This window comes from Rhizobium sp. BK661 (genome assembly GCF_024808825.1).
GTDB lineage: Bacteria > Pseudomonadota > Alphaproteobacteria > Rhizobiales > Rhizobiaceae > Rhizobium.
On sequence record NZ_JANTYT010000002.1, the window covers coordinates 98,582 to 116,828 of the forward strand.

Below are 18,247 nucleotides of genomic sequence, written 5' to 3' on the forward strand. Positions count from 1 at the left end.
CTTCTCCGGGACTGAAACGAAACCTCGGGGGCGGTAAACTACCGCTAGCGAGCATTCTTGAACAAAGTCCCGGACAAGAAACGCCGCGCCCGGAAGTGGCCGAGGCGCCTGTGGGACAAACGCAAAAAATTGTGCCGCGGTTGCCTGCGGCCTCAGCCGATTTGGGACCATACCTGATTGAAGACCAAGAGCAAGGACGGGAACTAACAAAAACCGTTCTGCTTCAATAATTGATAGGCCTGGATGACGGCGCGGAACCGTTCCTCCGAACCACGGTCGCCGCCGTTGGCGTCGGGGTGGTGCTTCTTGACCAGTTCCTTGTACCGGCTCTTGATCTCCGAGGAGGTCGCGCTGGCGTCAAGGCCCATCGTGTCGAACGCCTTCGCTTCGAGGCTTTTCAGCTTGCGCTGCTCAGGGAAGCGCGGGCCGTTTCCCTTGGTGCCGTTGACGAAGCCGAAGGGATCGCGGACGCGGTAAGTACCCGAGCGCATATCGGAATGCAGCGGGCTGTTCTTGGCCGACTTGTTGACGCCGACCGTCCAGGTCGGGCGGTGGCCGGTGATCGCTTCCTTCTGGTAGCGCGCGATCTCGCCGTCGGAGAGGCCGGAAAAGTAGTTGTAGCCCTTGTTGTATTCCTTGACGTGCTCGAAGCAGAACAGAAAAAACTGCCCCTCGGCATTGCGTCCGACGGGAGCGCGATGCACGCCTTTCTTGTCGCAGCCGTCCCACTGACAGGAAGGGGGAGCCTGTTCGGGTTCCTGCTCGCGTTTGCGGCGGGTGCGGATGCGGTCGAAATATTTGGAATCGAGTCTCATGACGGCACTAATTTTAGGCCTCCGAAGAGGCGACAACAAGAATTGACAAACCGGAATGTTGCTGGCTTGGTGGGAACCTTTTTCGCAAAGCAACGAGACCATGACCCTGCAGACCCGCATCGAAGAAAAGCTGACCGCCGCGTTCGCGCCGGAGCGCCTCAGCGTGATCAATGAAAGCCATCTTCATGCAGGTCATCAGCCTGATATGACGGGGACCGGCGAGACCCATATGCGGGTTCGCATCGTATCCGCCATGTTTGCCGGCATGCCGCGACTGGCAAGACACCGTGCGATCACGGAGCTTTTGAAGCCAGAACTGGATGCCGGATTGCATGCCCTCGCCGTCGAGCCAGCAGCACCAGGCGAACCGGTGCGCTGGTAGCGAGCACGGGCTCTATATAGTGACCTGGTCGCACTTTCCAATGCGACCGAAAGGGTCATCGTCCCTTTTCAGCGGATCAGAAGAGCCGTCGCGTAAAGACCGATGCCGAATACCGTGTGCGAGACCAGGTTCAGGAAACGCACCTTGTTCGGGTTTGGCGTCTTAGACGCGGCCCAACCGATGCCGAGGCCCGGTTGCAGCAGGAACCAGCCGGCACCAACGGTGACAATCGCCCAGATCCACGCCGGTAGAAACGTCGGCGCTGCGAGCCAGGCCGGGCCCGTAAGCAGCACAAGCAGGATCCCGTAAAGAATGCCGACCGCATAGTGGCCGATCCAGCCGAGCGCGAGCTCGTGCTTGTACGGAGCGGCCGTGCCGATATCTCCGTGGAAGACCTTGCCGTCCTTCAGGTGCCAGAACCAGCGCCCCACCGGCGCCCAGTTCGGCAGTGGCCCCCCCGTGGCTTTCGCAAGAACAATTGCCCAGATGTCCATGAGGACCGTTGCCCCGACGCCGATGGCGATGGCCCGCCAGAAAATATCAAACATATCAAATCCATAATAATGATGTCGGCGACGGACTCCTCTCCGTCGCAAACAAGAGTTGATGCTCGCCTCAGGCCGGACCTGCTTCGTTTTCCTCTGCCGGCCGGATTCGAAGTTTGGTGATGCGGTTCTTTTCGCGCTTCATCACGATGAAGCGCTTGTCGTGGAAGGTGAAGGCCTGCCGCTCCTCCGGGATCGTCATCGACTCGTGGATGACGAGGCCAGCAATCGTCGTCGCTTCCTCATCCGGCAAATGCCAGTCGAGCGCGCGGTTGAGATCGCGGATGGGCACGTTGCCGTCGACCACGATCGAGCCATCCGCCTCCTGACGTACCCCCTGGATATCGATGTCGTGTTCGTCGGCGATGTCGCCGACAATCTCCTCAAGGATGTCCTCGAGCGTCACGATGCCTTGCACCTCGCCATACTCGTCGACGACGACCGCGAAATGCTGCTTGCGGCGCAGGAATGCATTCAGCTGCGCTTCCAGGCTCGTACTGTCAGGCACGAACCACGGCTTCTGGGCGATCTTGCTGATATCAAGATGCTCTGGCTCCGCATCACGCTCGGCAAGCGCGCGCAGCAGATCCTTGGAGTGCACAACGCCTATGATGTTGTCCGTTGACCCACGCCAGAGCGGCATGCGGGTGAACGGGCTTTCGAGGATCGTTCGCACGACCACCTCGGGTGGATCGTCGGCATTGATCGCCCGCATCGCCATGCGGTGCACCATGATATCGGAGAGTTCCAGTTCGCCGAGATCAAGGACGCCTCCCAACCGGTCGCGGTCCGCCTTCACGACCGATCCCTCCCGGTGCAGAAGGTCGACGGCGCCGCGCAGTTCTTCGTGCGCCGAGAGCATCGAAACCTCGCGCGAGAGATTGATGCCGAACAGCGACAGAATCCGGCGAACGATTGCATTGACGAAAGACGACAACGGGCCGACGACGGCGACGAACGTCTTGACCGCATAGGCGGTGTTCAGCGCAAACCGATCCGGCGTCGAGATCGCCCAGCTCTTCGGCAAGACTTCGGCGAAAATGACAAGAATGACGGTCATCGCGAGGGTCGCGAGCGCGACGCCCGAATTGCCAAACAGCCCGAGGAACAGGCTGGTCGCCAGCGACGAAGAGAGGATGTTGGCAAGATTGTTGCCGATCAGCAGGGCGCCGATCAGCCGGTCCCGGCGCTCGATCAGCTGACGCACGATCCCTGCGCGTTCCTCGCCATTGGCCTCGAGTGTGTGAATGCGGCTGCGGGACACCGCAGTCAGCGCCGTTTCCGAACCTGAAAAGAACGCAGACATGAGGACGAGGGCCACGATGGAGACAATTTCCGGCCAGTATACGGAAAGAAATGCCAGCGTGCCTTCGAGGGTCATTGCGGGTATTTCTCCTTGAGGAAGCTCAGCACTTCCGAGGCGGGAACATCATTGGCGACAAAGGACTGCCCGATGCCGCGCGTCAGGATGAAGGTCAGCTTGCCGCCCTTCACCTTCTTGTCTTGGGCGATCGCATCCATCAAGACTTCGGCCGGCGGCAGCGCGCCGAGAATTTCCGACATGCGGGTCGGCAGGCCGACGGCCTTCAGGTGGGTTTCGACGCGGCGGGCGTCATCCGGGCTTGCGAGGTTCATGCGCGCCGAGAATTCGTGCGCCAGGACCATGCCGATCGAAACGCCTTCGCCATGAACGAGGCGCGCGCTGTCATAGGCGGTTGCCGCCTCCAATGCGTGGCCGAAGGTGTGGCCGAGATTGAGAAGCGCTCGCTGTCCGGTCTCGCGCTCGTCGGCGACGACGACATCTGCCTTCGCCTGGCAACTCGTGGCAATCGCCTCGATCCGAGCCGCACCCCCGGCAAAAACCGCTTGCCAGTTGGCTTCCAGCCACGCGAAAAAATCAGGCTTGTCGATCAGGCCGTACTTCGCGACCTCGGCATAGCCGGCGCGAAATTCCCGAGCGCTCAGTGAATTCAAGACGTCGGTATCGGCAAGCACCAGGTCCGGCTGATGGAAAACGCCGATCAGGTTCTTGCCGTGACGGCTGTTGATGCCCGTCTTGCCGCCGACCGAGGAGTCGACCTGCGACAGCAGTGAGGTCGGCACCTGCACGAAACGCACGCCGCGGCGCACGATGCCGGCCGCAAAGCCGGTGAGATCGCCAATGACGCCACCGCCGAGTGCAATCACGTAATCGTTGCGCTCGATCCGCGCTTCAAGGACCTTGTCGCAAACCGTCATCAGGTGTTCGAAGCTCTTGGTCTTCTCGCCTGCCGGCAGCACAAGCGTTGCCGAAGCGATGCCCGCTGCTTCGAGGCTTTGCACCAGCGCATCCAAATAGAGCGGGGCCACGTGCTCGTCGGTGACGACTGCCGCCTTGCGGCCCTTGAGGCGCGACGCGATCTCCGCACCGGCGCGGGCGATCAGGCCGGGACCGATCAGAATGTCATAAGTACGCTCGCCGAGCGGCACATGGACCTTGCGTTCGGAGGCAGGGGCAATCGCATTCATCTGGCTGCACTTTCGGTTCGGGCGTCGATCACGGCTTGGAGCACCTCTTCTGCCATGAGTTCCTTGCGCACATCGCGCGAGAGGACAGTGAGGTCGGCGAGTTCGTAGATCGGATAGCGCGCGTTCATCAGGCTTTCGAGGGTCTGCTTCGGGTTCTCTGTCTTGAGCAGCGGCCGAGTATCGCGCTTGCAGACGCGCTCCCAGAGAACCTCAAGATCCGCCTTCAGCCAGACGGAAATACCACCCTTCTTGATATGCTTGCGCGTCCGGTCGTTGATGAAGGCGCCGCCACCGGTGGAAACAACGCGCGGCCCGTTCTTCAGAAGACGCTTCATGACGCGGGTTTCGAGCGCGCGAAATTCTTCTTCCCCGTAAGCGGCAAAGAGCTCGGTGATCGACATGCGCGAGACCTTCTCGATCTCGGCATCGCTGTCGACGAAAGGAATGCCAAGCTGATGTGCAACGATCCGTCCGACAGAAGATTTGCCCGCGCCCATCAGTCCGACCAGGATCAGGTTGCGAGAACCAAGCGCAGCGCGAGCCCTGTCTTTCAAGCTTTCGGCAACGGTCAGAACTGAGTCGCTCATTGGTCCATTCACACTTTGTTTTCGAACGGTATCGACAAATGCAGGTGGAGCGTCAAGTCGCGCGCAAGGGAAACGTGGTCCAAATGCAGCTTCTTGCACTTGCAAACATGCTTCTTCATAAAGAAGCAGAGCCATGGAGTTGCTGAATGCCGAGTTTGTTCCGTTTTCTCGCCATATTGGCGATCATCGCCGGTGCGATATACGGAACGATGTGGGCATTGGTTGTTTTTGTCGAGCCGCAGGAGCGCGACGTGACGATCCGCCTTCCGTCCGAGCGGGTCAATCCGCCCGCCACCGGCGCCATCAACCCGTCCAAGAAGTGAGACCATGAAGGATCTCGGCTGGGCTCACGTCGAAGCCTTTCTGGAAATGATGAGCGCTGAGCGGGGTGCTGCGGCTAATACGCTTTCGTCCTATGAGCGCGACCTCGACGATCTGCACAGCTTCCTGAACGGCAAGGGCGTGCGGCTGCTGGAGGCGACATCGGCGGACCTTTCGGCCTATCTCTCCTCGCTCGGCGCCAAAGGGTTCAAGCCCTCTTCCCAGGCGCGGCGACTGGCGGCGATGCGCCAGTTCTACAAGTTCCTCTATGCCGAGGGCCTACGCACCGACGATCCAACCGGCATTCTCGACGCGCCGAAGAAGGGCCGCGCGCTTCCGAAGACGATGGGAGTCGACGAAGTCGGTCGGCTGCTGGAGCAGGCGGAAACCGAAGCACAAGATCCAGCGCCCGGCCAGCTTCAGCGGCTACGGATGCTGGCCCTTCTCGAGTTGCTCTACGCGACGGGGATGCGTGTCAGCGAACTCGTCTCGCTTCCTGCCCGCGTACTCGACCAGGACGGACGCTTCCTGATGATCCGTGGCAAAGGCAACAAGGAACGGCTTGTGCCGCTGTCGCAGTCGGCGATCGTTGCAATGAAGCTCTACGGCAGGATGCTTGCAACCGAGAACGCCGCCGCCAAAGTGCCGCAGGAAGGTCCCTGGCTGTTCCCCGCAGCTTCCAAGGAAGGCTATCTGCCGCGTCAGGTCTTTGCGCGAGACTTGAAAAATCTTGCGATCCGGGCAGGTCTCACCCCATCTATGATCTCGCCGCACGTCATGCGGCATGCATTCGCAAGTCATCTTCTCGCCAATGGCGCGGATCTTCGCGTCGTTCAGGAACTGCTCGGTCACTCAGACATTTCAACCACGCAAATTTATACGCATGTGTTGGAGGAACGGCTTCAACAACTGGTCCAAACGCACCACCCCCTTGCCAAACAGGCCAAAAAGCAGGAATAGGACCGGCAACAAAGGGCGCGCTTAGGAATAGCAGCCCCGGCAAAAGGAACGGAAACGCACCTCATGCACAACTATCTCGACTTCGAAAAGCCGATCTCCGACCTCGAAGGCAAGATCATCGAACTGAAGAAGCTCGCGACCGAAGACGAGAGCATCGACACGTCAGATGAAATCGGCAGGCTCGAAGTTCGCGTTCGCGAGGCGATGGTCGATATCTATTCGAAGCTCAACGCTTGGCAGAAGACGCAGGTCGCGCGCCATCCGCAGCGACCGCATTTCGTCGACTACGCCAAGACGCTGTTTCAGGAATTCACACCGCTTGCCGGCGACCGAAAGTTTTCCGAGGATGCTGCGATCCAGGCAGGCCTTGCCCGTTTCCGCGGCCAGCCTGTCGCCGTTCTCGGCCAGGAAAAGGGCAATGACACCAAGAGCCGCCTGAAGCACAATTTCGGCAGCGCCCGCCCGGAGGGTTACCGCAAGGCAATCCGCGTTCTCGAGATGGCTGATCGCTTCGGTCTCCCCGTCATCACCCTCGTCGATACGGCAGGCGCCTATCCGGGCGTCGGCGCCGAAGAACGCGGCCAGGCGGAGGCCATTGCCCGTTCGACCGAGATGTGTCTTTCGGTGAAGGTGCCGATCGTCTCTGTCGTCATCGGCGAAGGCGGCTCGGGCGGCGCCATCGCGATCGCCACCGGCAACCGCGTTTACATGCTCGAGCACGCGATCTACAGCGTCATTTCGCCGGAAGGTGCAGCCTCGATCCTCTGGCGCGATTCCGCCCGTGCCCGCGAAGCCGCCACCAACATGAAGATCACGTCCGACGACCTGAAGGCGCTCGGCATCATCGACGGCATCATCAGCGAGCCGCTCGGCGGCGCCCACCGTGATCCCGACAGCGTCATTGCCGCAACGGGCGATGTCATCGCCAACGCGCTTGGTGAGCTTTCCAACCGCGCCGGCGAGCAGCTCCGCAACGATCGCCGGCAGAAGTTTCTCAACATGGGCCGCAATTTGTAGTGCACAAGCGCGCAGATGCCCTGTGAATGAGGCCAAACCTTGGCCACAATAATGTTATCAGTAACATTCCTACTTGCGGGGGACGCGAGCGCGCTTCATAGGCTGCTAAGAGTTTGTGAACCATAGTCAGCCTATGATTCGCTCCGCATCTGGGGCCAGGTTGCATACTGTTGATGGGCTATTTTGAATGCGCATTCGTCATTTTGCATATGTTTCCCTGATGGCGCTGGCGCTCGCCGGCTGCAACGACGCATTGGAAACCGCCCAGGTCGACCTCTCGAGAGTCAAGAACAAGGTCGAGCAGCCGCTTCCGCCGAAGATCCTGTCCGAAATGTCGGCCAAGGGGATGCAGCGCAATTCGCCGATCATGATCCGCATCTTCAAGGAAGAAGGCGCGTTGGAGATCTGGAAGGCGAAGACCGACAATCGCTTCGACAAGATCGCCGACTACAAGATCTGCGCCTGGTCCGGTCGCCTCGGTCCCAAGGTGAAAGAGGGTGACCGGCAGGCGCCGGAAGGCTTCTACGAGCTGACGCGCGCCAACCTGAATCCGAATTCGAAATATTATCTGGCGATCAATACCGGCTTTCCGAACCGCTACGACGCTATCAATGGCCGCAGCGGTACCAATCTAATGATCCATGGCGCCTGCTCGTCGTCGGGCTGCTACTCGATGACCGACCAGCAGGTGCTCGAGATCTACGCCTTCGCCCGTGACGCCTTTTCCGGCGGCCAGTCGACAGTGCAGCTTCAAGCCTTCCCCTTCCGCATGACGGCGGAAAACATGGTCCGGCATCGTCTGAACTCGAACATCGAATTCTGGAACATGCTGAAGGTCGGCTACGACAACTTCGAGGTCACCAAGCGTCCTCCAGAAGTGAACGTCTGCGAGAAGAAGTACGTCTTCAACCAGCAGGCAACCGGCAACGGCACCTTCAGTCCAGCCGGCGCGTGCCCGGCGATGTCGACGCCGCCGGCACTGACCGCTGCCCTTGCCTCCTACGGCAAGACCTATGACGCCGACTACGCCAAGGCCGTAAAGAAATACGACGGCATGGCTTGGTACGACCCGAGCGAAGCCGAACGCAAGGCGGTGGTCGCAAAGCTCAGGAAGGGTCGCGAATTGGCCTACGCACCAACGGGCACGTCGCTCGAAGCCGGCAAGATGGTGAAGGTCGCGGATCTGGAAGAGATGATGGCGAGCAAGACCGCATCCACGGTCGCCGCGAACGCGGCACCGGGCGCGGCGCCAGCAACGTCGGAAGCAAAGGCGATTGCCGTCGCTGCTGCTATTCCGGCCCAGGTTCCAGTCCCCACGCCGAGCCCGCTCGCCTTCGCGCCGGTGGAACAGCCTGAGCCTGTCGAAGTCGCCTCGAAGAAGCCGTTCTGGAAGTTCTGGGGCAAGGACTGATGGCGTGAGCGCCATTCTCTACGATTTGCGCGGGCTGAAATGCCCGCTACCGGTGCTGAAGACCCGCCGCAAGATGTCCTCGCTGCCGAGCGGCGCGTTGATCCAGGTCGAAACCACGGATCCGCTCGCCGGTATCGACATTCCCCACTTCTGCAACGAAGACGGCCACCAGCTGATCGAGGCGGAAAAGACCGAAGCCGGCCACCGCTTCCTCATCCGCAAGGGATAGCTCAGAACCGCATTCCCGGCACAGCGAGCGGATTGTCGTTCAGCGCCGCTCGATCCGGCGTATCGATGCGCGGCTTGCCAAGAAACGCATCGAACAGATCCTTGACGAAGGCCTCCGGCAGATCCTTGGTGATCAGCACCATGCGCGTGCGACGGTCCTCGGGGTCCGGCCAGGCCGGCAGCCGCGACGGCGGATGGAAGATGCTCTGCACGCCGTGAAGGACCAGTGGACGATCCGGGCGGTCTGAGACAGCGACGATCGCCTTCATCCGCAGTAGTTTTTCGCCGTGCGCCGACCGCAAGAGATCGATGAACATGTCAAGCGCCATCGGGTCGATCGGCTTGTCCTCGACGATCGAGAAGGATCGGATCGAAGCGTCATGACGGTTCACGTCATGCGGATCCTGATGATCGTGCCCATGATGATGGTGGTGGCCGCCCGCCCCGTGATGATGGTGATCATGGTGGTGCGCGTGGGCATCTTCGTCCCGCAGCCAGCGACCAACGTCGGCAATCTTGCTGGCAGGATCATAGAGGCCGTTGACGAGAAGGCTTGCCTGGCCAGCCTCGACGCTATCGGCATCCATCAGTGCCGCGCGCGGATTGAGCGCATAAAGGCGCTTTTCTAAAGCAAGCAATCCTTCCGGCGACGCCATAGCCCGCTTCGAGAGAACCAGCCGATCAGCAACCGCGGCCTGCTTCACCGCCTCCTCGTGATTATCGAGGGTCTGCGAACCGTTGACCGCATCGACCACCGTTACGATGCCATCGAGATCGAAATTCGTGGCGATAACAGGGTTGCCCATGATCGCCTGCATGACCGGTGCCGGATCTGCCAGCCCTGTGGTCTCAATGACGACGCGCTTCACCGGCTTGACGCGGCCGGTCTGCACCGCATCCATCAAGTTGGCGAGCGTATCGACCAACTCGCCGCGCACGGTGCAGCAAAGGCAGCCATCCGACAGTTCAATGATGGCGTCGCCGGAGCTTTCCACCAGCAGATGATCGATGCCGACATCCCCGAACTCGTTGATGATGACGGCAGCGTCCTTCATCGCCGAATCCTTGAGGATCCGGTTCAGCAGGGTGGATTTGCCGGCGCCAAGAAAGCCGGTCAGGATGGTGACCGGGATTCGATTGGAAGCTGCGCTCATCGCGAATTGACCTTAGAAGGAGGTGGCAGGACGTGGCAGCGGCACCGGCACGTTGGCAATCGTTCCTGCGGTCTCGGCGGTTGCCAGCTTGTCGGGCTGCGGCTCGTTCTGACCCGGAATGAGACCGGCAAAGACGAAGTTCGGCTCGTGGTCCATTTCCTGGATATAGGGCGACTGAACCTTCATGCGACCGACTTCATCGCGCGTTTCACTGCGGACCTTGGCGCCCTTGGCGCTGCAGATATCGGCGGTGATATCCGTGACCTGGTCCTGGCCCGGCCCGTAGGGTTGCAAGGAAGTGAGCGTATCGGGCGCGGAAAACTGCGAGGTGAAGCCCTTCTGCAGCAAGTCGGCGGACGCATCCGCGCGAGCAGCCAGACTATCGGTGCCGAGCACGACGGAGATCAAGGTACGGCCGTTACGGGTCGCCGAAGCAATCTGATTGAACCCCGAAGCACAGATGAAGCCCGTCTTCATGCCGTCGGCGCCGGCGAAGCGTCCAATCAGGACGTTGATGCTCGGTACGTTCTTCGTGCCGGTCGTGATGCCCTCGAGCGAGAAGTATCCGGCATATTGCGGGAAGTCACGGCGCAGCGCGACGGAAAGAACCGCAAGATCGCGTGCCGTCGTGTACTGGCCCTTGCCGGGCAGGCCGTTCGGATTGACGAAATGCGAATCGTTCATGCCAAGCTTCGCCGCCTCGGCATTCATCTTCAGCACGAAGGCTTCCTGCGTGCCGCCAACGGCCTCGGCAACCGCAACCGCGATGTCATTTGCCGACTTCACCATCAGGATCTTCAACGCGCTATCGAGCGTCAGCTTCTGTCCCGGTTTGAAATACATCTTCGCCGGCGGCTGGGCCGCCGCCCGCTTGCTCATCACGATGGGGGTATCGAGGCTGATCTGGCCGGCGCGAACCGCATCGAAGACCGTGTAGACCGTCATCAGCTTGGTCAGTGACGCCGGATACCACTTGCGGAAAGCCTCGTCATGCTCCAGCACGCGGCCGCTTTGCACATCGACCAGGATGTGTGGGTTCGCATAAGCCTGCGCTGTGGCCGAGAGAGCGATGGCGGCTGCGGAAGCTGCGATTGAAAGCGGCCGCAAGGCGGCAAGCAAGCGATTCTGGCGCGTCGACACGGTTCGTCCTTAAAGATGTCCGGAAGTCTCGAAAGTTTCCCCTATTTAACGTATATGGCCATGACATGGCAAAGGGCCTTGATTAAGTTATTTCTGCGGCATCGTGTCCCCGCGACCCGGTTCCGTCCCCGTTTCGATTTCACGACAGGAAGCTGACATGCCGATTTTGAACAGAGCCGCCGAACTTCAGGACGAGGTGACAGAGTGGCGCCGGCATATCCACGCGCGTCCCGAACTTCTCTTCGCCGTCGAGAACACCGCCGCCTTCGTTGCCGAAAAACTCAAGGAATTTGGCGTCGACGAGATCGTCACCGGCCTCGGCAGAACGGGCGTCGTGGGCCTGATCAAGGGCAAGGGTGAAGGCAGCCGCACGATCGGCCTGCGCGCCGACATGGACGCCTTGCCGCTGACGGAAATCAGCGGCAAGCCATGGGCTTCGACCACGCCAGGCAAGATGCACGCCTGCGGCCATGATGGCCACACCGCCATGCTGCTCGGCGCGGCGAAATATCTGGCCGAAACGCGCAACTTCAACGGCAATATCGCGGTCATCTTTCAGCCGGCTGAAGAAGGCGGCGGCGGCGGCAACCTGATGGTCAAGGACGGCATGATGGAGCGCTTCGGCATCGAAGAGGTCTATGGCATGCACAATCTGCCGGGTCTACCGGTCGGACATTTCGCCATCCGCAGCGGCGCGATCATGGCGGCCACCGACGAATTCACCATCACCATCAAGGGCCGCGGCGGCCATGCCGCACAGCCGCACCGCACGATCGATCCGATCACCATCGGCGCCCAGGTCGTCAGCAACCTGCAACTCATCGCCTCCCGAAATGTCGACCCGTTGCGCTCGATCGTCGTTTCGGTCACCAAGTTCAACGCCGGCTTCGCGCACAACGTCATCCCGAACGACGCAACGATCGCCGGCACCGTGCGCACGCTCGACGAAGAGGTGCGCAACCTTGCCGAAACCCGATTGAAAGAGATCGTCAACGGCCTCGTTGCCGCCCACGGTGCCGAAGTCGATATCAATTTCAACCGGAACTACCCCGTCACCTACAACCACGCGACGGAAACCGGACACGCCGTCCGCATTGCCGGCGAGATCGCCGGCGCGGGCAACGTCAACGCCGAGATCGACCCGCTGATGGGCGGCGAGGATTTCTCCTACATGCTGAACGCCCGCCCCGGCGCCTTCATCTTCATCGGCAATGGCGATACCGCAGGCCTGCACAACCCCGCCTACGATTTCAACGACGAAACCATCACCCACGGCATTTCCTACTGGGTGCGGCTCGCCGAACAGCGCCTCGGCGACTGAAATTCACTTCATCCAACACATGCAAAAGAGCTTGGCTTCCGGCCAAGCCTTTTGTATGCATGACGCTCAAGTGGTCCCGTAGCTCAGCAGGATAGAGCACCAGATTCCTAATCTGGGGGTCACGCGTTCGAATCGCGTCGGGATCACCACTGTTTTCGCTAGTAGACGAGGTTTTGGCGCTTCGCGCCAGCTGTCGCTATCATTTCTCGATTGACATTCCTTCCCCACACAATTCTTGCCTCGATTGCATTAGCGACATAGATTGCACGGCGTCATTGTTTCCCGGGGGACGTTCTATGCTTCGAATTTCGATGACGTTGCTTCTATGCTCTCTTGTAGCGACCGCATTGCCGGCATCCAGTTCGGCACGCAGCTGGCATTCCGATGATACTGCCGCCCTGGTCGGGGGCCTGCTGCTAGGCGGCATTGCCGCTTCAGCCGCCTCGCATGATCATGTACATCAAAACCAGTACATTCCTCCGCCACCGCCCTATCCGCCTCGCAGCGCGCCCTTCAGTCCCGCCCGCGACGTCATCTGCTATCCAAGGCAGGGCGCCTGCTTCAATCCCGACGGCGATTTTCTGCCGACCTGGACCAACCGGCTATTCTGATTGCGAGGAAACCGAGATGAGACGACTGGTAGCAGCACTCGCCGCATGCCTGGGAGCCGCTTCGCCCTCCTTTGCCGAAACCCCGACCAGCGGCTTCGTTCGCTTGCACGCGATCGACCTGCTGGAACGCGCGCTGACGCAGGAACAGCAGACCAAACTTCAACTTGTCGCCTACCAGACGGCGATTGCCGACGTCTGCCTGGGATTTACGCTCGACGGTGCAAAAATGGGAAAGGCCTTCGAGGCGCTTGCGCCGGCCGACGCGGCCAAGATGAGCGATGCCCAGAAGGACTATCACGACAAGCACATCCTGGTGATCTATGGCATTCTCGTCGGCGGTGAACTGGCCGCGCTGTCCGACGATCCGTCGGAAGCCTGCGCGGCGGCCGAGAAGGTCAAGGCCGACCCCGACTTCGCCGACCAGGTGGTCTGGCAATGAGCTGACGGGAGCACCCGACACCCGACGGCTCAGAGTCCAGACAGAAACGCGGCCAGTTCGTCGGTATCGACAGGCACCCGATGCCGCTCCTCCGGATACGCGCCGCCGGCAATGTCGGCGGCATATTCGCGGAATGCCGCGATCCGTTCCGCCTGGATGCGGTCGTATTCGGCGGCAAGATTGCGATAGACCTTGGCGTGGCGCGGATAGTGCCCGCGGTTGAGGCCTAGCACATCTTCGGAGAAGAGGTACTGCGCGTCGCATCCGCTGCCGGCGCCCATCGAGATCATCAGCATCGACGTGCGCTCCGAAATCGCCGCCGCCACCTCGGCCGGCACGACCTCGATCTCGGCGCTGAACGCGCCGGCGGCTTCCAGATCCTTCACTTGCCTATAGACGAAGGCGGCGGATTGCGCCGTCTTGCCCACGGCGCGAAAGCCGCCCGTCCAGGTGGAATGCGATGGGATGAGCCCGGTGTGCCCGCAGACCGGAATATATTCGTCACGCAACCGCCGGATCGTCTGCAGACTGGCTGCACAATAGACGGCATCGGCGGAGGCCGCCCGCATTTTCACGGCGGAGCGCAGGATCTCATCCGGGGTCGCACCGCTCTGGCCGTATTCGCCGCCGGGAATCGCAAAGCGCCCGGGGGCGGCATCACGAAATCGCGGATCGAAGAGGAGTTCTGGCGGGACGGAAATCAGGTCGATGCCGGCCGCCTCGGCGGCCTCGGCCTCCTCGAGTGACACGACGCGCAACATGCTGAGCTGCCGCTTGCCCTTCATCGACAGGAGATCATGCACAGTCGGTCGCAGTTGTTTGCCCATCACCAATACCTTGAGAATGCCACCGCCCGTCAGGCGGCCAGGAGAGATTTCAGTTTGACGCTGCTTGCGACCAGCGCGGCCGGATCCGGATGCGCGCGCGCCGCGATCAGCATCTCGGCAAGCCGGATATCGCGGGCGACGATGTTGCCGCGACCGATGCCGCTGGCCGCCAGCAGCCGGCCGGCCTGATCGAGATGAAAGAGAATGAAGGCGCCGTCGCCGAGGTCCCGGCGCAAGTGCTGGACGGCGCCCTCTGCCAGGCCGGCAATCTGCAGCGTTACGTCATATTGGTCGGACCAGAACCAGGGAACGGCGGACACGGCTTCGCCGAGCCCCATCATGTTGGCGGCGGCCAGAGCCCCCTGCTCCTGCGCATTCCGCCAGGATTCGAGCCGTACGCGGCGGCCGCCATAGATCGCCAGCGGAAAAGAGCAGCAGTCGCCGGCTGCGTAGACATCAGGCGCCGAACTGCGCAGAAATTCGTCCACGGCAATGCCATTGTCGATCTGGAGACCGGCGCGCGCCGCAAGCTCCGTATTCGGTGTGGCGCCAATCCCGACGAGCACGAGATCCGCGCTGATCGTGTCGCCATCGGCGAGGTGGATGATCGCCTTGCTACCCTCCTCGGCCATCGCCGTGATCGCGACGCCACAGCGGATGTCGACGCCCTCAAGCAGATGCCGCTCGCAGATCGCGCCTGCGACCTCCTCCGCCACGCCGCGCTTCAGCACGCGCTCCAGGCCTTCGAGAACCGTCACCTCGGTTCCGAGCGCGCGCGCCGTTGCGGCAAGCTCGAGGCCGATAAAACCGCCGCCGATGATCAGGATATGCTTTCCGGGCATCATCGCTTTGCGAAGAGCTTCCGCGTCCGCATGGGTGCGGAGCGCGCGGATGTGCTTGCTATTCTCGGCAATCCCGGGAAATGCCCGCGCGCGAGCGCCGGTCGCGAGCAGAATCCTGTCATAAGTGATGGAGCTGCCGTCGGAAAGCGTAACCGCCTTTGCCTCGGGATCAACGTCCTCTACCGTCACGCCGGTCAGCAGGCGGATGCCACTCGCCGCATATCTCTCCGGCTCGGCGATAAACTTCGGCCCCGCGGCCCCTCCAACGACCGCCTTTGAAAGCGGCGGTCGTTCATAGGGCGCAAGGGATTCGCTTCCAATCAGCGTGATCTCGCCGTCAAACTCTTTTTCGCGCAGGGCAAACGCCGCGCGTGCGCCGCATTCCCCGGCCCCGACGATGACGAAATGGGTCATGACGGCCTCCTCAGATGGAAATGAAGACAGCGCCGTCTTCGACCTTCACGGGGTAGGTAGCGAGGTTGACGCAGACCGGCGCTCCCTTGGCCTGCCCCGTCTTGTAGTTGAAGCGGCCATTGTGCTTGGGACACTCGATGATCTCGTCCATGACGAGGCCATCGGCCAAATGGACCTGCTCGTGGGTGCAGAGCCCGTCTGTTGCGAAGAACTCGTCATCCGGACTGCGGTAGACGGCAAACGTTCTGCCCTGATGATCGAACCGCATGACATCTTCCTCGTCGATGTCCTCGACCGCACAGACCTCGATCCAATTTCCGCTCATCTTGTCCTCCCATGCTTCATGTCTGGTGCTGCTCTATTGGGCGGCCGGCGCAAGCTCGGCATGGAACTCCTCGCGATAAGGCCGCGCTGTCGTTGGCAGCTCACGCTTGAGGAAATAGTCTTCGTTGCGCAGCTGGCGCAGGAACGCCGGGATCATCTCTCGATAGCCTGACCACATCGACGGGTTTGCCGCGGGCAGGTCGTGCTTGATCATGGCATGCAGGCGCGGCAACGCATGATAGGGCACCATCGGGAACATGTGATGCTCGACGTGGTAGTTCATGTTCCAGTAGATGAACCGGCTGATCGGATTCATATGGACGGTGCGGCTGTTCAGACGATGGTCGATGACATTGTCAGCGAGGCCACCGTGCTGCAGCAGGCCGGTCAATACGTGATGCCATGCCCCATAGAGCCGCGGCAGACCGATCAACACCAGCGGCAGGACAGACCCCATCGCAATAGCGGCGGCAATCGCCACGACATAGATGGCGAGCCAGATGCGGGCGATGAAGATGGCGCGCGGCTGCTCCATCTCGGGGATGAAGGTTTTCTCTTCCGCACTGATGACGCCGAAGGCATTGCGCAGCATGTCCACCATGGCATGCCAGACATCGAGAATGCCGAAGAAATTGAGGATCAGCCGCAGCAGATCCGGCGGGCGCATCACGGCAATTTCGGGATCCCGGCCAACGATCACCGTATCGGTGTGATGGCGCGTATGGCTCCAGCGCCAGGTCACCGGATTGCGCATGATCATGAAGCAGGCGATCTGATAGACCGCATCGTTCATCCAGCGCGTCTTGAAAGCTGTGCCATGACCGCACTCATGCCAGCGGCTATCGGATGCCGAACCGTAAAGCACTCCATAGGCAAGGAAAAAGGGCACACAGAGCCAGGAGCCCCAGAAATAGACGCCAAGCCCGGCAAGTAGAATCATCGCACCGAGCCAAATGATCGTGTCGCGAATGGCCGGCGCGTCGGAGCGCTGCATCAGCGCCTTCATCTCCTTGCGCGGAACCTCGGTGTGATACCACTCGGCGGCCGCCAGGCCCATATCGACGGCCGTCCGGCCGCTTTCGCCGAGCAGGCTATAGTCCCGCTTCCTCGTCTGATCCGCCATCGCAACCTCCCGCATGTCATTCCTCCCGGCCTGTGCAGACGAGAGTATGTTGACTTTCACCAAGCGACAATGCAGCCTTGATGTATTCTATCAAAACCCATCATTGCGACACCTCTCAATGATGGATTCTTGCAAAGGGCCGACGGTGAAGCGACCAACGATCCAGGATCTGGCGGATGCCTCCGGCGTCAGCGTAGCAACAGTCGATCGCGTGCTGAACGGTCGTCATCGCGTTCGTGAGGAGACGGCGCGAAGGGTCTATAACGCAGCTGCCTCAATCGGCTACCATGCGGTCGGCCTGCTCAGACAGCGCGTTTTTCAGGATCTCCCGCACCATCGGCTGGGCTTTCTTTTGCAGCGTCCGACGCAATCCTTCTATCAGACGCTCGCCCGCGAAATCGAACATGCCGCGCATGCCCACACAACGTCTCGCATCACCGCTCAGGTCGAATATGCGACGGCATCGACGCCGGCCGCGATAATCGAAACCTTGAAGCTTCTTGCCAGCCGCAACCAGGCCATCGCCTTGGTCGGCCCCGACTATCCTGCCGTCGCCGCCGAAGTGGAAGCGTTAAAGGCCAGGGGAATCCCGACCTTCTCGATCCTGTCCGATCTCGCAAGCGGCGTGCGGCAGGGCTACGTCGGATTGAACAATCGAAAGGTCGGTCGCACCGCAGCCTGGATGATCGCAAAGGCCGCCAAGCGGCCAGGAAAGGTCGTCTGTTTCGTCGGCAGCCACCGCTACCACGGACACGAGTTGCGCGAGATCGGCTTCCGCTCGTATTTCCGCGAGAACGCTCCTGAGTTCGAAGTTCTCGAGACGCTGATCAATCTCGAAACGCCCGAGATAACCCATGAGGCCACCGTCAATCTCCTCAAGGAACATCCGGATCTGGTCGGATTCTACGTCTGCGGTGGCGGAATGGAAGGCGCGATCTCTGCTGTGCGCGAGGAGGGCCTCGCAGGCAAGCTCGTCGTCGTCGTCAACGAACTGACGCCGGATTCGCACTCGGCCCTCGCCGATGATGTTGTGACCATGGCCATAGCCACGCCCGTCAAAAGCCTATGCAGCGAACTGGTCACCTTGATGACGGCATCCATCGGATCAGAAGGCGACGCTGTCCCCGGACAGTCGTTTCTGCCGTTCCACATCTACACTTCAGAGAATATTTAGCTGCCCTCAACCAATTTCGACTGCGCTCGGCCCCTTCAGGTATGCGTCAGTTTTATGACAGATAGTAAGCAACTGCTGCGGTGAACTGAAGTTCGCCCGTGCGA

21 protein-coding genes and 1 tRNA gene are annotated in these 18,247 nt (G+C 61.0%); 11 read left to right on the plus strand and 11 right to left on the minus strand.

Annotated elements, in window-relative coordinates; genetic code table 11:
- Positions 1–203 precede the first annotated feature (203 nt).
- Positions 204–815, minus strand: a complete 612-nt coding sequence (locus FHX16_RS06800) for a J domain-containing protein (RefSeq protein WP_016556456.1) — start codon at positions 813–815, stop codon at positions 204–206.
- A 100-nt stretch (positions 816–915) separates the two neighbouring features.
- Here FHX16_RS06800 and FHX16_RS06805 point away from each other — a divergent pair, with 100 nt between their 5' ends.
- Positions 916–1,197 carry a BolA family transcriptional regulator gene (locus tag FHX16_RS06805; protein WP_183863659.1) on the plus strand — a complete coding sequence of 94 codons (282 nt, stop codon included), beginning with the start codon at positions 916–918 and terminating at the stop codon, positions 1,195–1,197.
- A 68-nt stretch (positions 1,198–1,265) separates the two neighbouring features.
- On the opposite strand, the gene FHX16_RS06810 is transcribed toward FHX16_RS06805, so the two are convergent.
- The 4 genes from FHX16_RS06810 to FHX16_RS06825 all read right to left on the minus strand — a co-directional run bounded on the left by FHX16_RS06810 (position 1,266) and on the right by FHX16_RS06825 (position 4,837).
- Positions 1,266–1,745 (minus strand): DUF2938 domain-containing protein, encoded by a 480-nt coding sequence (locus tag FHX16_RS06810; protein WP_183755241.1) that lies wholly within the window; start codon positions 1,743–1,745, stop codon positions 1,266–1,268.
- Between the two features lie 67 nt (positions 1,746–1,812).
- Positions 1,813–3,123, minus strand: coding sequence for an HlyC/CorC family transporter (locus FHX16_RS06815; protein WP_183863660.1), 1,311 nt, complete (start codon positions 3,121–3,123; stop codon positions 1,813–1,815).
- Positions 3,120–4,250, minus strand: a complete 1,131-nt coding sequence (gene aroB / locus FHX16_RS06820) for a 3-dehydroquinate synthase (protein ID WP_259126861.1) — start codon at positions 4,248–4,250, stop codon at positions 3,120–3,122. Before aroB ends, FHX16_RS06815 begins: the two co-directional genes overlap by 4 nt.
- Positions 4,247–4,837, minus strand: coding sequence for a shikimate kinase (locus FHX16_RS06825; protein WP_259126862.1), 591 nt, complete (start codon positions 4,835–4,837; stop codon positions 4,247–4,249). The genes aroB and FHX16_RS06825 overlap by 4 nt, the downstream gene beginning before the upstream one ends.
- 146 nt (positions 4,838–4,983) lie before the next feature.
- Here FHX16_RS06825 and FHX16_RS06830 point away from each other — a divergent pair, with 146 nt between their 5' ends.
- The 5 genes from FHX16_RS06830 (at position 4,984) to FHX16_RS06850 (ending at position 8,775) form a co-directional block, all read left to right on the plus strand.
- A complete protein-coding gene (locus FHX16_RS06830) occupies positions 4,984–5,160 on the plus strand; it encodes a hypothetical protein (protein WP_183755237.1) in 177 nt (58 codons plus the stop codon).
- Positions 5,161–5,164: 4 nt separating this feature from the next.
- Positions 5,165–6,118 (plus strand): site-specific tyrosine recombinase XerD, encoded by a 954-nt coding sequence (xerD, locus tag FHX16_RS06835; RefSeq protein ID WP_183863663.1) that lies wholly within the window; start codon positions 5,165–5,167, stop codon positions 6,116–6,118.
- Positions 6,119–6,181: 63 nt separating this feature from the next.
- The gene (locus tag FHX16_RS06840) at positions 6,182–7,135 is read left to right on the plus strand and encodes an acetyl-CoA carboxylase carboxyltransferase subunit alpha (RefSeq protein WP_259126863.1); all 954 of its coding nucleotides are present in this window, start codon (positions 6,182–6,184) and stop codon (positions 7,133–7,135) included.
- Positions 7,136–7,322: 187 nt separating this feature from the next.
- A complete protein-coding gene (locus FHX16_RS06845; RefSeq protein WP_183863664.1) occupies positions 7,323–8,546 on the plus strand; it encodes a murein L,D-transpeptidase family protein in 1,224 nt (407 codons plus the stop codon).
- A gap of 4 nt (positions 8,547–8,550) precedes the next feature.
- Positions 8,551–8,775 (plus strand): sulfurtransferase TusA family protein, encoded by a 225-nt coding sequence (locus tag FHX16_RS06850; protein WP_183863665.1) that lies wholly within the window; start codon positions 8,551–8,553, stop codon positions 8,773–8,775.
- Between the two features lies 1 nt (position 8,776).
- On the opposite strand, the gene FHX16_RS06855 is transcribed toward FHX16_RS06850, so the two are convergent.
- A complete protein-coding gene (locus tag FHX16_RS06855) occupies positions 8,777–9,928 on the minus strand; it encodes a GTP-binding protein (RefSeq protein WP_183863666.1) in 1,152 nt (383 codons plus the stop codon).
- A gap of 12 nt (positions 9,929–9,940) precedes the next feature.
- Positions 9,941–11,068, minus strand: coding sequence for a D-alanyl-D-alanine carboxypeptidase family protein (locus FHX16_RS06860; protein WP_183863667.1), 1,128 nt, complete (start codon positions 11,066–11,068; stop codon positions 9,941–9,943).
- 157 nt (positions 11,069–11,225) lie between these two features.
- Here FHX16_RS06860 and FHX16_RS06865 point away from each other — a divergent pair, with 157 nt between their 5' ends.
- The 4 genes from FHX16_RS06865 to FHX16_RS06880 all read left to right on the plus strand — a co-directional run bounded on the left by FHX16_RS06865 (position 11,226) and on the right by FHX16_RS06880 (position 13,439).
- Positions 11,226–12,389, plus strand: a complete 1,164-nt coding sequence (locus FHX16_RS06865) for a M20 aminoacylase family protein (RefSeq protein ID WP_183863668.1) — start codon at positions 11,226–11,228, stop codon at positions 12,387–12,389.
- A 72-nt stretch (positions 12,390–12,461) separates the two neighbouring features.
- Positions 12,462–12,538: transfer RNA gene (locus FHX16_RS06870), tRNA-Arg, on the plus strand.
- 147 nt (positions 12,539–12,685) lie between these two features.
- Positions 12,686–13,000 (plus strand): hypothetical protein, encoded by a 315-nt coding sequence (locus FHX16_RS06875; RefSeq protein ID WP_183755230.1) that lies wholly within the window; start codon positions 12,686–12,688, stop codon positions 12,998–13,000.
- Positions 13,001–13,016: 16 nt separating this feature from the next.
- Positions 13,017–13,439, plus strand: a complete 423-nt coding sequence (locus FHX16_RS06880) for a hypothetical protein (protein ID WP_183755229.1) — start codon at positions 13,017–13,019, stop codon at positions 13,437–13,439.
- A 29-nt stretch (positions 13,440–13,468) separates the two neighbouring features.
- Here the strand turns inward: FHX16_RS06880 and FHX16_RS06885 are convergent, their stop codons facing one another.
- Genes FHX16_RS06885 through FHX16_RS06900 form a run of 4 tightly spaced genes read right to left on the minus strand, consistent with a single transcriptional unit; the run spans position 13,469 to position 16,969 of the window.
- The gene (locus FHX16_RS06885; RefSeq protein ID WP_183863670.1) at positions 13,469–14,266 is read right to left on the minus strand and encodes a 3-methyl-2-oxobutanoate hydroxymethyltransferase; all 798 of its coding nucleotides are present in this window, start codon (positions 14,264–14,266) and stop codon (positions 13,469–13,471) included.
- 29 nt (positions 14,267–14,295) lie between these two features.
- Positions 14,296–15,522: an NAD(P)/FAD-dependent oxidoreductase gene (locus FHX16_RS06890; RefSeq protein WP_183863671.1), complete on the minus strand. Its 1,227-nt coding sequence runs from the start codon at positions 15,520–15,522 to the stop codon at positions 14,296–14,298.
- Positions 15,523–15,532: 10 nt separating this feature from the next.
- A complete protein-coding gene (locus FHX16_RS06895; protein ID WP_016556536.1) occupies positions 15,533–15,847 on the minus strand; it encodes a MocE family 2Fe-2S type ferredoxin in 315 nt (104 codons plus the stop codon).
- 33 nt (positions 15,848–15,880) lie between these two features.
- The gene (locus tag FHX16_RS06900; protein ID WP_183863672.1) at positions 15,881–16,969 is read right to left on the minus strand and encodes a fatty acid desaturase family protein; all 1,089 of its coding nucleotides are present in this window, start codon (positions 16,967–16,969) and stop codon (positions 15,881–15,883) included.
- A gap of 145 nt (positions 16,970–17,114) precedes the next feature.
- Here FHX16_RS06900 and FHX16_RS06905 point away from each other — a divergent pair, with 145 nt between their 5' ends.
- Positions 17,115–18,143 (plus strand): LacI family DNA-binding transcriptional regulator, encoded by a 1,029-nt coding sequence (locus FHX16_RS06905; protein ID WP_183755225.1) that lies wholly within the window; start codon positions 17,115–17,117, stop codon positions 18,141–18,143.
- The last annotated feature ends 104 nt before the right edge of the window (positions 18,144–18,247 follow it).

Coding starts and splice junctions, on each gene's coding strand:
- FHX16_RS06800 (WP_016556456.1), bottom strand. CDS start 815: ATGAGACTCGATTCCAAATATTTCGACCGCATCCGCACCCGCCGCAAA.
- FHX16_RS06805 (WP_183863659.1), top strand. CDS start 916: ATGACCCTGCAGACCCGCATCGAAGAAAAGCTGACCGCCGCGTTCGCG.
- FHX16_RS06810 (WP_183755241.1), bottom strand. CDS start 1,745: ATGTTTGATATTTTCTGGCGGGCCATCGCCATCGGCGTCGGGGCAACG.
- FHX16_RS06815 (WP_183863660.1), bottom strand. CDS start 3,123: ATGACCCTCGAAGGCACGCTGGCATTTCTTTCCGTATACTGGCCGGAA.
- aroB (WP_259126861.1), bottom strand. CDS start 4,250: ATGAATGCGATTGCCCCTGCCTCCGAACGCAAGGTCCATGTGCCGCTC.
- FHX16_RS06825 (WP_259126862.1), bottom strand. CDS start 4,837: ATGAGCGACTCAGTTCTGACCGTTGCCGAAAGCTTGAAAGACAGGGCT.
- FHX16_RS06830 (WP_183755237.1), top strand. CDS start 4,984: ATGCCGAGTTTGTTCCGTTTTCTCGCCATATTGGCGATCATCGCCGGT.
- xerD (WP_183863663.1), top strand. CDS start 5,165: ATGAAGGATCTCGGCTGGGCTCACGTCGAAGCCTTTCTGGAAATGATG.
- FHX16_RS06840 (WP_259126863.1), top strand. CDS start 6,182: ATGCACAACTATCTCGACTTCGAAAAGCCGATCTCCGACCTCGAAGGC.
- FHX16_RS06845 (WP_183863664.1), top strand. CDS start 7,323: ATGCGCATTCGTCATTTTGCATATGTTTCCCTGATGGCGCTGGCGCTC.
- FHX16_RS06855 (WP_183863666.1), bottom strand. CDS start 9,928: ATGAGCGCAGCTTCCAATCGAATCCCGGTCACCATCCTGACCGGCTTT.
- FHX16_RS06865 (WP_183863668.1), top strand. CDS start 11,226: ATGCCGATTTTGAACAGAGCCGCCGAACTTCAGGACGAGGTGACAGAG.
- FHX16_RS06875 (WP_183755230.1), top strand. CDS start 12,686: ATGCTTCGAATTTCGATGACGTTGCTTCTATGCTCTCTTGTAGCGACC.
- FHX16_RS06880 (WP_183755229.1), top strand. CDS start 13,017: ATGAGACGACTGGTAGCAGCACTCGCCGCATGCCTGGGAGCCGCTTCG.
- FHX16_RS06885 (WP_183863670.1), bottom strand. CDS start 14,266: ATGGGCAAACAACTGCGACCGACTGTGCATGATCTCCTGTCGATGAAG.
- FHX16_RS06890 (WP_183863671.1), bottom strand. CDS start 15,522: ATGACCCATTTCGTCATCGTCGGGGCCGGGGAATGCGGCGCACGCGCG.
- FHX16_RS06895 (WP_016556536.1), bottom strand. CDS start 15,847: ATGAGCGGAAATTGGATCGAGGTCTGTGCGGTCGAGGACATCGACGAG.
- FHX16_RS06900 (WP_183863672.1), bottom strand. CDS start 16,969: ATGGCGGATCAGACGAGGAAGCGGGACTATAGCCTGCTCGGCGAAAGC.